At 43.9% G+C, this 13,196-nt stretch carries 11 protein-coding genes; 6 read left to right on the plus strand and 5 right to left on the minus strand.

The features are described 5' to 3' along the window. Window positions 1–162 precede the first annotated feature (162 nt). Window positions 163–942: an HAD-IIB family hydrolase gene (locus tag B9G53_RS23690; protein ID WP_094535904.1), complete on the minus strand. Its 780-nt coding sequence runs from the start codon at window positions 940–942 to the stop codon at window positions 163–165. 209 nt (window positions 943–1,151) lie between these two features. Between B9G53_RS23690 and B9G53_RS23695 the strand changes: the two genes are divergently transcribed. Then, window positions 1,152–1,373, plus strand: coding sequence for a hypothetical protein (locus B9G53_RS23695; protein ID WP_094535905.1), 222 nt, complete (start codon window positions 1,152–1,154; stop codon window positions 1,371–1,373). A 30-nt stretch (window positions 1,374–1,403) separates the two neighbouring features. Continuing rightward, window positions 1,404–5,858, plus strand: a complete 4,455-nt coding sequence (locus tag B9G53_RS28765; RefSeq protein WP_254923786.1) for a hypothetical protein — start codon at window positions 1,404–1,406, stop codon at window positions 5,856–5,858. Between the two features lie 20 nt (window positions 5,859–5,878). Here the strand turns inward: B9G53_RS28765 and B9G53_RS23705 are convergent, their stop codons facing one another. The 4 genes from B9G53_RS23705 to B9G53_RS23720 are packed head-to-tail and all read right to left on the minus strand — an operon-like array spanning window position 5,879 to window position 10,018. Continuing rightward, window positions 5,879–6,223 (minus strand): XisI protein, encoded by a 345-nt coding sequence (locus B9G53_RS23705; RefSeq protein WP_094535906.1) that lies wholly within the window; start codon window positions 6,221–6,223, stop codon window positions 5,879–5,881. Further along, on the minus strand, window positions 6,211–6,624 hold the full coding sequence (locus B9G53_RS23710; RefSeq protein ID WP_094535907.1) for an element excision factor XisH family protein: 414 nt from the start codon (window positions 6,622–6,624) through the stop codon (window positions 6,211–6,213). Before B9G53_RS23710 ends, B9G53_RS23705 begins: the two co-directional genes overlap by 13 nt. An 11-nt stretch (window positions 6,625–6,635) precedes the next feature. Further along, entirely contained in the window at window positions 6,636–9,551 is a 2,916-nt protein-coding gene (locus B9G53_RS23715) for a tetratricopeptide repeat protein (protein WP_094535908.1), read from the minus strand. A 29-nt stretch (window positions 9,552–9,580) separates the two neighbouring features. After that, window positions 9,581–10,018, minus strand: a complete 438-nt coding sequence (locus tag B9G53_RS23720) for a hypothetical protein (protein WP_094535931.1) — start codon at window positions 10,016–10,018, stop codon at window positions 9,581–9,583. 222 nt (window positions 10,019–10,240) lie between these two features. Between B9G53_RS23720 and B9G53_RS23725 the strand changes: the two genes are divergently transcribed. The 4 genes from B9G53_RS23725 to B9G53_RS23740 all read left to right on the plus strand — a co-directional run bounded on the left by B9G53_RS23725 (window position 10,241) and on the right by B9G53_RS23740 (window position 13,118). Continuing rightward, window positions 10,241–10,585, plus strand: coding sequence for a hypothetical protein (locus tag B9G53_RS23725; RefSeq protein ID WP_141211876.1), 345 nt, complete (start codon window positions 10,241–10,243; stop codon window positions 10,583–10,585). A 102-nt stretch (window positions 10,586–10,687) separates the two neighbouring features. After that, the gene (locus B9G53_RS23730; protein WP_094535910.1) at window positions 10,688–11,101 is read left to right on the plus strand and encodes a Rho termination factor N-terminal domain-containing protein; all 414 of its coding nucleotides are present in this window, start codon (window positions 10,688–10,690) and stop codon (window positions 11,099–11,101) included. Between the two features lie 139 nt (window positions 11,102–11,240). Then, a complete protein-coding gene (locus B9G53_RS23735) occupies window positions 11,241–11,732 on the plus strand; it encodes a hypothetical protein (protein WP_094535911.1) in 492 nt (163 codons plus the stop codon). Between the two features lie 78 nt (window positions 11,733–11,810). Further along, on the plus strand, window positions 11,811–13,118 hold the full coding sequence (locus tag B9G53_RS23740; RefSeq protein WP_094535912.1) for a hypothetical protein: 1,308 nt from the start codon (window positions 11,811–11,813) through the stop codon (window positions 13,116–13,118). Window positions 13,119–13,196: the final 78 nt, after the last annotated feature.

Raw genomic sequence — 13,196 nt, forward strand, 5'->3', positions numbered from 1 at the left:
CCCACTGGCTTTTTTGTGTTTGAAGGGGAAAACTAACTAAGTAATCTCCTGTAGATAAAAAACTGCAATTTAAGCATACAGCGATCGCTCTAGATCTGATCTATAAAAGATCAAAAAAAGATCAAAATTTCATTAATCTCAGTCTGAATGGGGCTGTCTCACTTACATACTGTCATCTAAGACACTATTTTTGAGCAATAGCTGGGCTAACTCTTGGAAGCCAGCAAACTCAGAAGCCTGAGTAACGTATTTGGGTAAATGCAGCATTTTGTCTTGATAATGACGAACATTTGCCACACCGACTGAGATGGGAAATAGATCGGCATCAAACATCGCCTCATCATTGGGACTATCGCCAACAGTTAGCACTTGCTGTGAATTGAGTTCAGGGAAATGGTTGTTTAGAACTGAGAGCAAGCCAGTAGACTTATCTTGATGGATTGGTTTGATATGACATTGAACATTGCTGTACGTGAAACTCCAACCCATCAGATCGCATTGAGTAGAAATTGCTTGAATATCATCATTCGATAAATCATCGACATCAAAAGTCCAATCGGTAATACGGAACTGATTATCAGCAGAAGGATGAAGATTCGGAAACAACTTCTTAATTTGATGGAAAGTATTTTCTAGCAGAATGCGATGCCTAGATAAATTGGGAACCGAAGAGAGCAAATCTTGAGTTCCATTTGGCTGCAAAAATATCCCCCCATTTTCCGCGATCGCCCCTTCGACAGGTAAATAATTCACCAAAGCACTGACCCAACCCGCCGAACGACCAGTCACTAATAAGATTTTAATTCCTGCTGATTGCAAATCGATGAGAGTGGAGATGAAATCACAAGAGAATTTTCCATTTTGGGTAAGAGTGCCATCAACATCAGAAGCAATCAAGCGAATGTCGGACAAGTCGGTGTTATTGAGAGGAAATAAGGGCATAGAAGATGAAATTAAATCCAGAAAAAATCCAAAGCGGATCTAATATATCGTAAAGAATCTGACAAAAAATCTAGCGATTGTTCGCGAGTAAAGAAATTTCTATTTCCAGTCACTATAATATTGACAAGAGAGAAATCCGTAAAACCGATATTTTAGAGCCGTTTGACTAAAAACTACAATTCCGTACAAATAAATTTGGAGAGACATCAATGAGAACAAATATTGGCGCAATGATTAATTCAGGCTATACCTATGAAGAACTACTGAGCGAAGGACTAGCCAGTTTTGACGATATCGGACGCTATGAATCAAGGTATTCCCTGTATGACGAAAACGCTGCACCGAAACCGACAAAGGCAAAAGTAGCAGAGCCGAAATTAGCCGAAGCTACACCAAATCAACAAGAAAAAGAAATCGACTTTGACTTTTAGAGAGAGCGGACTAACTATGAAACCGATGCTATGAAATTTAGACAAATTGACCTGAAAACTGGGCAAGAGCTACCAATAACGCCAAAAACAGTCGAGCATACTTACCTCGAACTGAAGATTGGTAGCACTGTAGATCCTAGTAAACTTGCTGTCGGTAAAATGTACGATGGAATCACTGACCGAGACATAGAACGTCTGCAAGAGCAGGGATTGCACATGATCCTTGCCAATGGTCGAAGTGCCTACTTTGGCGATCGCGCCATCGCCGAAAAAGTCAGCCAAGAAATCTTCACCAATCATAGTGATGCTGTCGCCTATGGCAGCATTCCTGTATCCGAAGCCAAGACATCAATCTACAAAGAAAGCGCCAGAATCCTGATTATTGATGATGAAACCCTAAGCCAAGACCCAGCCACAGGAACATATACCGCCGATTGGGGACAGCAGCCCATCACCCTGAGCAATGGGATTATCCTCAGCGATAAAGTAATGGGAGCGATCACCAGTAAACTTGGAGATTGCTATAGTCTGATCTCCCCAGATCTCGCTAACCAACTGCAAGCCGAACTAGACCGTCCATTTCAATTTCGGGCAGGAGTAACCGAATGGCAAGGTGTTTTCAAAGGTACATGTCGGGCTAGTTTGCTCTGTCAAGCCCTAGAAGTTGATGGCATAATTGCCAGATCGAGCATCAAAGGCGACAACAAAACCACCACTACAGGTATTCACGAAGTCAGCCTCTTCTGGGCAAGAAAAGAAGATGCTAAATTCACCGAACAGAAACTGGGAACCCAAGCTCTAGTCTTCTTCCCCGAAGGAGTCCAAGCAGACGTATTACCCAAGCTCAAAATCAAAGCCGAACGCTTAGCCGAAGCCCAATCCGACCCACGCAAGGTAGCGCAACTATATATAGAGCGCCACGAAAAGCGACAACAGCAAAGGCAAGAGGAAACAGTAGAGCGCGATAACATTTATCAAATTATTGAGCCAGAACTCGCGTTAGAACTAGGTTTGAGCATTCAAGAAAACACGAAAGCTAATAACTTTGAACAGCCAGACAACCCATCAGTAAATGAACAATACCAAGATTGGCTGTATGACATCCTCAAAGCTGACCTAATCGATGGCGGTCATTGCCAAGTATTAGAAATGGAAGATATCGCTAAACGTCTGCGAGAATTTCTCCAAAGCGAATGGCAGGAAGTCGCCACAGGAGGGCTGTACGTCCCCAGCGCGATCGCTCAACCCCATAACCAACTCCAAGAAGGTGAAGTCAGTTTCACTGGACTACCCGATGGATCTGAAGTTGCCATCTATCGTAGTCCCGTCGCCAATGCCGCTAACTTTGATGTATTTACGAATAACCTCACAGTTCTGCGTGAATTAGATCCTGAAGCCTATATGCAGAGAGGAGTCTGCTATCTCAATCCCAACGATGCGAAACGACTAGTAATTGACTTTGATGGCGATCGCGTGGGCATAATTCCCAGTCAACTAACCCCTGTACAGGAAGCCAGTTCCCAGAAAACCATTGAGCAGTATCCAATCCTAATCCAAGAAATCATCGACAAAAATCTGCCTGAGAACAAACCAATTCAAGTCGAAAAAGAAAAGAAGATTCCCCGCGATCTAGAACATGGATTTGTCAACCTTGCTAGCGCCGCCGTCAATGCTGCTGACAATCCCACAGGTCGAGTTGCCAATTTAGGAATGCGGTTGGAAGCCTTACGGTGGGAAACCCAGTATCTTCCTGATGTTGAAAAGTTGGCATATTTGCAGAACATTGGTACACACTTTAAAAAGCTACTTGCTGAAGATAATGACATCAAGAAGCCCTTTCGCATTCTCAATGATCAATGGCGCGATAAAATAGTCAAAATCAGCGAAACTTCTACCGCCATATCGAAACTACCTGAGCCTGAAAGAGAAAAAGCTGTAGCAACGGGTTTAACGCAGACAGAGAGACTGATTTGGCATCTAGAAAGTCTGGCGGCGGTGAACTTGCAACGGGCTGTTGACACACCCAAAAGTGCTAGAAAAGTCAATGAAGATGAATATCAATTTTGTCAGAAAGTAGCCAAATACAAAGAAGTAGAATGGATTAAAGGCAAAGACAACAGCTATGCCTACATTGGTGCTGAAGGCATCAAGACCAATACTCAAGATCCTGTCGGATGGATGGTAGAGCAAGCTAACCAGATCTATCAAGAATATAGTCTGATAGGCGATCGCAACTACAACCGCTTTGACCATATCTTCCCCAAAGACAGCCATACACCTGCTCAGACAGAATGGGCAAAGAGCGTATCAACCCAATACAATGCCCTAATTTCGGATGCAGTCTCCAGTCGTAGTAGATTAGAACATGAAGAAGGCATTGCCCTAACCGCCACATCCGCTAAAGGCAACACCATCGAAATTGTCAGCCTAATTAGCACTAATCCCGATGGTGACTCACCAATCTGGGAAATGGCAAGAACAGGAGCTAGTGTCGATATTCAGGTTGCCAAAAACAAAGATTGGAAAACCGAAAAGCTATATCCATACAAAGCTGTAGCGATTATTGACCAAGAAAATAAGGTGGACATCGGACTGATATCGCCAGCATCCATTGCAGCCTATGGCAAAACCCTAGAAACGGGCAGAATGTTCGCCAATCTCAAACTAGAGTTTAAATTAGGAATATCCAGAAATGACATAGATGACAAGTTTGCCGATGCGGAAAAGTATTTAGAAGTACAGCGTGATGCGATTCTAGAACCAGAGCGAGAAAGTAGAGCCTCGGCGCTGTGGCACAACAATAACCGAGCGATCGCGGGCAAGATGTTTACTGAGGTAGTGACCACGCGACTGCAAGAACTACGGGTTGATAAAATCAAAATAATTGGCTTGCAGTATGAAACCAACGAACTGAAAGATAAACAATGGCAACAGGATGAAGGTGCAGTATGCAGACTGGGTATAGAATCTAACCCCGACAGTCCCATTTATGATAAGCGGGTGCTACAGGTGCAAGAAGGCGATCGCTGGAAAAATATGGGTGTACTACACAGCGACGCAGCCTATATGCCAATCGGCACGCAGTTTACAGCAAATATTAACTTTTCAGCGACTAAGAAAGATGCTGACATCGTACTCGATCCAAATTCCCTGAAACTGCCTGAAATATGGCATGGACTTTCACCAGAGCGAGTACAGAAAGCGGTCAACCTTGATGCAATTATTCCTGCACTGAAACAAGTGATCGCTCAAGCATCTGAGAACCAACCGACCATGACCGAATTTGTGGAAAGGCTAGCCGCCGAACAGGTTGGCATTAAAGCTCAAGTGCAATCTGGTGGCAGGATTAATGGAATTACCTATCTCTATGAAGGGCAAGCAGTCAAGGCTAGTTTAGTAGAGTTAACGTGGAAAAATCTCGCCTCTATGGGAGTGCGATACGATCCTGTTAGAGATCGCGAAGCAATTACATCAACTCCGATTCCAGCTATGACTCAGCCCAGCGATCGCCTAGAAATCCCATCTGAGAATCAAGACAAAGCAATTCCTGAAGTTAGTATCGCCACTTCTATCCAAAGAGAAAAGTCAGAAACCCCAGTAGAAATCATGGGTAAACCGATCCAGATGGTTTATCCCCTGAAGATGCATGGAGAGGTGAATCGCTTGCCTGTGGATACTTGTATTGAAGCAATGCGCGGACATGGAAGATCTCATACAACGCGGCGATTTGAACCCTATGCCGCCTATAACTTTAAGGAAGGAGATATCGCGATCGCCTATGCAGGGGAGCAGAAAGTCGCTTTTCAAGTGGGAAAACAATACAAAATCTCACAGGAAATGTTGACTGATGGGGAATATCAGAAACAATGGGTGGGTATGGAAAAGCATGGGGCTAAGGAATTATTGACATTTCAAGGACATAGCAACACATGGGGAATGCACTTTCATCCGTTGGGGGATTATGTCGATGGTAAAATTGTGCCATTTCCTATCATCGAGAGGGTCACAAATTCTATCGTTGCGGATATTCAGAAACTAGAGGCATGGAGAGAAACTGCTCAATATCTGGGTAAGAGCGAGAAATATGTAGATCGCATCCAAGAAATCATTGCAGGTGAGAGCATATCCGAAAAATCTCAGCAAGCGATGTCTAAGGATGGTCAGTTACTGAGTCAGCACATTGCATCGCAGTGGCGAGAAGTATTGGCTACTCCGAGCGAATATGTGGGATCTCAAAATGGGAATCTTGTATTTGAGCGTAAAGGGAATGAAGGTAAATATCGGGCAATGTGGGAGCAGTCTACGGATACGTTGACTTTAGATACAAAAACCTTGAAGCAAGGAAATATTGAATATGTACCATTGCTGGTGCAAAAAGGATTAGAAGTTGCTCAGAGTCAGGTGACTGTGAAAGATGCTCAGAATGTCGATCGCGCTCTTAAAGTTATTGCTGAAAATCAAAAGGGGAGACAAGAGCAAAGGTAAAGAGGCGATCGCTGAAGTGGTTATGCGATCGCATAGCCTGACACTTGACGGATATAAACGGGCTGAAAACCGATGACGATATCTTCTTTTGGCACACCCTTTTCGACAAGGGCTTGACCAATATCGAGTTCGGTATTGTTGATTTGAATCCAAATTTTGCCATTTTTAATATCTAAGTGCATGGAACAACCGTAGATCCTTTCTTTTTTGTTCCAGCCAACGCCTAGAACTTGATAATGATCCTGTTCTGTATCAAATAGGGTTTGGATCTCAATATCGCCATAGGAGGGTTTGTAGGATGCATATTGGCTGAGGATTTGTTTGATAATGGCGCGATATTTACCAATTTTCTCTAGATTTTCCATGTGACAATCACCTCATTTTCAATATCATAAACTAGAATTTCAGGTTGATATTCGGCAATGACCATACGCGCAAATTCTTTTTGAAAAAAAGCTCGATAGGCGGTATCTGGCACGGCTAGAAACAGTTTTCGTTCTGGATCTCCTACTTTTAATGCTACTCGATAGTTTAAAAATTGTCCCATCGCCAGATGAAAGTCCGTAAGCGATGAGGGATTGATGAAACTTTTAATCTCTACTGCAATTTTTTCGTTGTTTCGTTCGGCGGCAATTAATTTTTCGGCTCCAAGATCGATATAAAGTTCAACACCTCCTATTTTCAAAAATAATGGATCTTCTGTAATCTGCCAACCATCTTTGATTAGGGCATTTCTGACTGCATCATGAAATAAATCTTTTGCCATTTGATTGTTCCTTAATTTGGACGATTTGCCAGTAAATAGGCAATGGATTCTTTAGCGCTTTGCGTATTGGGATGATTGCTACCGAGAACAGATTCCCAAATTTCTAGAGCTTGCAAAAATAGCGCCTCCGCCTCATCGTAGCGACTTTGGTTATAACGTAAAACTGCGAGGTTGTTGAGACCGGTAGCGACATCAGGATGTCGATCGCCTAACAGTTCTTGCGACAGTGCAAGGGCTTGTATATTAAGTGGTTCTGCTTCCTCATATCTCCCTTGCGAATTGTAAAGCAATGCGAGGTTGTTGAGACTGGAGGCGACATCAGGATGGCGATCTCCTAACATTTTTTGCCTCAGTACAAGGGCTTGTTTATAAAGTGGTTCTGCTTCCTCATATCTCCCTTGCGAACGATATAACTCTGCGAGATTGTTAAGACTGGTGGCAACAGAGGGATGGCGATCTCCTAACAGTTCTTGCCACAGTGCAAGGGCTTGTTTATATAGTGGTTCTGCTTCCTCATATCTCCCTTGCGAACGATATAACTCTGCGAGGTTGTTGAGACTGGTGGCGACAGTGGGATGGCGATCTCCTAACAGTTCTTGCGACAGTGCAAGGGCTTGTATATTAAGTGGTTCTGCTTCCTCATATCTTCCTTGCGAATTGTAAAGCAATGCGAGGTTATTGAGACTGGTGGCAACAKCGGGATGGATATCTCCTAACAGTTCTTGCCTCAGTGCAAGGGCTTGTTTAAAAAGAGGTTCTGCTTCCTCATATCTTCCTTGCGAATTGTAAAGCAATGCGAGGTTATTGAGACTGGTGGCGACAGTGGGATGGATATCTCCTAACAGTTCTTGCCACAGTGCAAGGGCTTGTATATTAAGTGGTTCTGCTTCCTCATATCTCCCTTGCGAATTGTAAAGCAATGCGAGGTTGTTGAGACTGGTGGCAATATCGGGATGAATATCTCCTAACAGTTCTTGCCTCAGTGCAAGGGCTTGTTTAAAAAGTGGTTCTGCTTCCTCATATCTCCCTTGCCCATAGTAAAGCAATGCGAGGTTGCTGAGACTGGTGGCAACAGTGGGATGGCGATCTCCTAACAGTTTTTGCCACAGTGCAAGGGCTTGTTGATATAGTGGTTCTGCTTCTTCATATCTCCCTTGCGATTCGTACAGCGCTGCGAGGTTGTTGAGACTGGCGGCGACATCGGGATGGTGATCGACTAAAAGTTCTTGCCACAGTGCAAGGGCTTGTTGATAGAGCGGTTCAGATGCTTCATATCTGCCTTGCGAAAAGTACAGCAATGCGAGGTTGTTGAGACTGGCGGCGACATCGGGATGGCAATATCCTAAAATCTTCTTCACCTCATCTAAACATCTTTGATACGGAGCTTCGGCTAATGTGTATAGTCCTTGTCCTTTATAAAATGTCGCAATTCCTATGAATGCCCCAATCAAATCTTCTTCAGGATTGAGAATATCGCCTAGCATTTCGCGACTCAGGATATCCAGATGAGGGATAGCAGGAGCTAACCTTGCAATCAAATCTCGCGTTGGTGTTTCGGGTATTTTTTTGGCAACATCCAGCAAACTGGTTACAAATGCTTGCCGAAACTGATGATTCTCTTCAGCTTTCAATAGCTTGGTACGAAAGAACTCGCGGACTAGAGTATGAATCTTATAAAAGTTGCATTCTTCATCAATTGGTTGAATCAAATGTAAACTGTCTAACTGCCCTCTTGCCTCATTCAGTTCTACTTCCGTAATTTCGGCACTTGCTCCAATCCCAGCCACCAACTCCCACAAAATCTCAACAGGTGCAAATAGCCCTAACAACATCGCCACTCTCTGAGAGCCAGTACTGATGTCATCCCAACTCAGTTGGATTGCTGCTTCCACCCCACGATATCCATAAAACCGATGCTTGCGTTCCCGTGCAATTGATTCATCGGCAAGATTTAACCTTTCTTGTAACTTGGCAAAAGTCAGAAAGCGATTTTTTCTCAGGTATTCACCGATTAACTCTATGCCCAAGGGCAAATAGCCCAGAGTATTGCAAATCTCTTTGACCGTGACAAGTTCTTTATCTACCTTTGCCGCGCCAACTATTTTTCTTAACAGTTCCAGTGCTTTCTCCTCTGACAGAACATCCAGAGGCACAGACTCAAAACCCACATTCAATTCACGTTCTCTCGTCGTCACCAATACCCGCACACGCGGATCGATGGGCATCGCCACATCGGGAATACTCTCTGCTTTCGGTACGTCATCGAGAATCACCAACAACTTGCCAGTGTCAGGCAACCAGTTTTGCCAATACCATGCTGCTTGTTCATCTAGGCTAGCCGACTGCATTGGTTCGGGTAAGTCAAGATAAGGACTAGCCATCGTCACCACTGCCTGAGCCAATCCCATCTCTCGCAAAGGCAACCAATACCGCGCCACATATTCCTGTTGATAGCGAGTCGCATATTGCAGCGCTAGTTCGGTCTTACCGACACCACCCATACCCTCTACCGCACAAACGATCACACCCTGACCATCTTGCAACTTTGTATGAATATCCGCAAGTTCTTCCTCTCGCCCCACAAAGTTTTTGGAACCATGTCGCACATTGCTAGGAATTTGCTTTTGCAATGACTTTAGTAAGTCTCCTAATGCCTCCTGTAAAACCTCCTGCAACGTTTCCCGATTCACATCGTTTAGGTGAATGCCAATATTGGCAATACCACCCGTAACCAAGGTTTGAAATCCTTTGGCATTGCCTTCATTGATTTGAATCAATTGGCGATCGCTTTGAATTGCCTGACCTAACTGTGAATTAGCATCAATACCCTGTTTCACCAGTCCCACCAATCGAGCCAAATCCGCATGAGGATTATCTTGCAGGATTTCCGCCGTTAGCTGACATAGTTGCGTAATTAAATCTGACATTAGCGATCGCTCTTAACTAATCGTTTTAACTAGGAATTTGGAGTTTGACCGTGCTGAATATGAATCTCGCCAATGTAAGCAGTACCACCCTCAACCTTAGTCTGCCAACCTTTCGCATTATCAGAATTGTTCTGAGTCATCGTACTGTTATCTTGAATCTTGCCAGCTTGAATCGTTTGTGCTAAAAGTTTGAGTTCATTCGCAAACTCAGGCTCATCATCCAACACCACATCTAAGTTTTTAGTCACAGTATCAATGGCAGAGCGATCGCCCGATTCTAACTTCACTAAAGCCTCATCGACCTTCGCAGATTTTCCCTGTAGCTTATTTTTGATTTGTTGCCATAGCTCAGGAATTTTAGCGATCGCCTCAGTCGTAAATTTCTTAGCAAGCTCACCAGCACCAGAATCAACAAACTTTTGAACTGCCAAACCCACCAATACACTAGCCGTTAAAGGATCTGACATAGCCATATTTATAACTTGAATGCAACTCATAATAACATTGTCAAAAGCAATATAGATAAAGAGCGCTTACGCTGGAAGTCAGTGACCGATTGACAAACTAGGAAAAGCAACCCGATGCAAGTAGCCATAAACTCACTGACAGGCAAGACAAAAGCACAGATATTCAGATCGAAAGCACGATGCTTGAAGACCACAAAACAGTTGATTGCCCTAGCTAAATCGATGAATGCAAGCGTATCCGATTTAATTGATGGCACAAAAATCTTGACATTCTCCGATGGCACAAAGCGGACAATCCAATGTCAAAATTTGTTGTTGGAATCCGTAAGAGAAAGCGTCCAAGAACTAGGGGAATATCTCACCAAATATCCAGACCAACTCTCCCAGATTGGATCGGGAGTAATGGAATTGTTGACCAGCGCCGAGTTCTTTGCCAAAGCCACAATGAATTCGTACACCACAGATCAAGGGCATTGCCGCCGAGTAGCAGAGAACCATCTGGAAAGTCTGCATGACAGCTTCCCGCAAATCTTTTCTAAAAAAAATGCCGTAAGAGCATTGAACTAAAAATCAGTCTAGCGATCGCTTTTCAATTCGATTGGATGAGCAAAGATTGCTAGACCAGTTCTACAGCAGTATTGAAAAAATTAACAACTATCAGGAAAACACATGAAAACACCATCAATTTTCGCGATCGCCATCGAGGCTCTAGTGACAGTGAGTCTGATCGCATTACTGGGATTATTGACCGCACTAATCTATGCCCTACTATCATTTCTAAGCGCTGAACCCACCACGCAATCCCTTCTTTCTCAGATTCCAACCGATGTAACCACAGCAAAGACTTTTACGGTTACAGAAACATTGCTACCAGCATCAACATTAACTCTATCCTCAGCTAAAGTCGCACCAAAACTAGAAGTATTAGAACAGGACGAAAAGCCTGAAATCATTGCAAAAGCAGCTACAAAGCCAATCTCGAAAATGACAGTTCAAGAATTAAGACCTTTAGCAAGAGAGCGCAAAATTCCCAATTGGCGAACATTGAAAAAGAAGGAGTTGATATATCACTTGAATGTATAGGTCGAAAGTGAGCTTGTCAATGTGGATATCCGTCAAAGAATGACATCTGCATTGACAAGCTTGAGAAGCAAGAAGAACGCTACCGCGTAAAGTCCGTGAGCAATTGTCAACAACAACTTAAAGTCAGGAAACTAAAATCATGTCACGTCAACTAAGATTCGATACACCCGCAGAATTGGCAACTAAAATGATTGCCAAATTGAGCCAAGATGAACTAAACGTAACGACTAGAGCCTTGATTGTTCACATCAATTCCAAAATCCCAGTCAAACAGATCGAACAAGCAGTAGCAGCCAGCAATACCAAGGCTGAATCAACTAGCCGTAAACCACAAACCCGTAAACCAGAAGTCAGTGCATCACCAGTCCGCAAACCAGAAATCAGTAAACCACCAGCCAGTACAGACAAGATGTGGCTGTATCAAGCGAAGAATGGCTGGACGTTGACAAACATCGGCACGATGCATATTAGCAAGGTCACAGAGCGTTTGGAAAAGTATTACGGCTGCAAGATTTTGGCAACCAAAGACGACAAGATCAACTTTCTGCCAACCAGACCAACCACAATCGATGCTTTGTTGGCAAAGGGATTGGTGATCTATCGTCCAGAAATGAATAAAATCGCCGCCTAATCACCCCTCTAACCCCATCACCATGAAGCGCCTAGATCCCACGATCTAGGCGCTTCACTACTTTGAGAGTACAAACAGATGCTAACGATCGCCAAGACCAACCTTGCCACAGGTGAAATTGTGGACAAAGATATTCAATTCCGTAACACCCTATTAGAAGCACTACATCCCGATATCAAACTCAGTATCGGCAACATTTCTCCATTTCTGAACAAGATTGCCAAAGCCGAAAGCACCGCCAAAACCAGTAAATCCGCAAGCCAACGCCGCACCGCCGCCAAAAGCATTGTTCCACTAAAGAAACAGGCGATCGCCGCCCTTAATAAAGGACTGGGAAAATACCAACTATCAGGAGCATCAGGAGCGAGAAAACATGGAGACTTCTTCTTCAGCCAAGAATTGAATCCCTTTGCCACCTATTTCCCCAGTGCTATGGGACAAATCAACTACGGCTCTATCCTGATGACCGAATGCCTAAAAATCTATGCAATCCCACAACTAACGATCCTGATTGTCCAAGACAAAGAATATCGCACCGATGACTGTCATGGCAAAATCAGCCATGAATTGTTAAATCAACTCCGCCAAAGCGAAGACTTCGCAATCCCCGCAAATACCCCATTCCAATTTCGGGCTGGAATAACCAACGCATGGGTAGCCAAAGGGACATTGCAAGTAGAACTAAACCTACCCCAAGGAGTGGACTTAGTAATGCCACTATCATGTTTTAAAGGACATAAACCGACATTAGGAATCCAACAAGTAACCAGCYTGAAACTAGGAATCGTCAACTTCGCCCAAAAGCGCAGCGTCAAGACCTCCTATACCGTYTGGCAATGGTTCAGCCAACARGCGATCGCCCATGATGTCTTACCAATTAACCAACTTAAAGCCGAAACATTAGTAGCAGCCCAATCTGATGTCAAACAACTCTGCCAACTAGTGCAAGCCGAACAATGGGTGAAAGTAGACGAACCTGAAGAAGAATGCGAAGAAGAAGCCGATGGCAAAATCCTATCGGAAATCCTCAAACATGACATCTACGGACAACTGCTAGAACATCCCTATGTAGTAAGAAAGATTGAAGACCTAGTAAGAAGACGTTGGTTAACCCTCGCTACCAGTGGCGGTATCAACTTCTCCAGCTTCATGGCGCAACCCTGCCCAGAATTAGGGAAACTGGAAATGTGCATCTCTGAACTGCCACAAGGCGAATATGTCGGATTCCGCTATCCTATCCGCGACCAAGCCTTTCTTGATGAAGTCGGCAAAAGCTTACCGAAACTGGATTGGCTGATCGATCGCAAGAATCAAGGAGTATATGGCAGCTATTACGACTCTAAACAGAGGTGTAATACCAAATCACAAAAGAGAGGCAACAGATAGTTATCGCAAAGCCGAACCTAAAGACAATCCTAATCTACAGGATGAAAATATTATCTGTCGCCCTACCTAAGAGATTTG

Source organism: Pseudanabaena sp. SR411 (assembly GCF_002251945.1).
Taxonomy (GTDB): domain Bacteria; phylum Cyanobacteriota; class Cyanobacteriia; order Pseudanabaenales; family Pseudanabaenaceae; genus Pseudanabaena.

What these genes read in the sequence shown, in the direction of transcription:
- B9G53_RS23690 (WP_094535904.1), bottom strand. Translation starts at nt 942, where the DNA reads ATGCCCTTATTTCCTCTCAATAACACCGACTTGTCCGACATTCGCTTG.
- B9G53_RS23695 (WP_094535905.1), top strand. Translation starts at nt 1,152, where the DNA reads ATGAGAACAAATATTGGCGCAATGATTAATTCAGGCTATACCTATGAA.
- B9G53_RS28765 (WP_254923786.1), top strand. Translation starts at nt 1,404, where the DNA reads ATGAAATTTAGACAAATTGACCTGAAAACTGGGCAAGAGCTACCAATA.
- B9G53_RS23705 (WP_094535906.1), bottom strand. Translation starts at nt 6,223, where the DNA reads ATGGAAAATCTAGAGAAAATTGGTAAATATCGCGCCATTATCAAACAA.
- B9G53_RS23710 (WP_094535907.1), bottom strand. Translation starts at nt 6,624, where the DNA reads ATGGCAAAAGATTTATTTCATGATGCAGTCAGAAATGCCCTAATCAAA.
- B9G53_RS23720 (WP_094535931.1), bottom strand. Translation starts at nt 10,018, where the DNA reads ATGTCAGATCCTTTAACGGCTAGTGTATTGGTGGGTTTGGCAGTTCAA.
- B9G53_RS23725 (WP_141211876.1), top strand. Translation starts at nt 10,241, where the DNA reads ATGAATGCAAGCGTATCCGATTTAATTGATGGCACAAAAATCTTGACA.
- B9G53_RS23730 (WP_094535910.1), top strand. Translation starts at nt 10,688, where the DNA reads ATGAAAACACCATCAATTTTCGCGATCGCCATCGAGGCTCTAGTGACA.
- B9G53_RS23735 (WP_094535911.1), top strand. Translation starts at nt 11,241, where the DNA reads ATGTCACGTCAACTAAGATTCGATACACCCGCAGAATTGGCAACTAAA.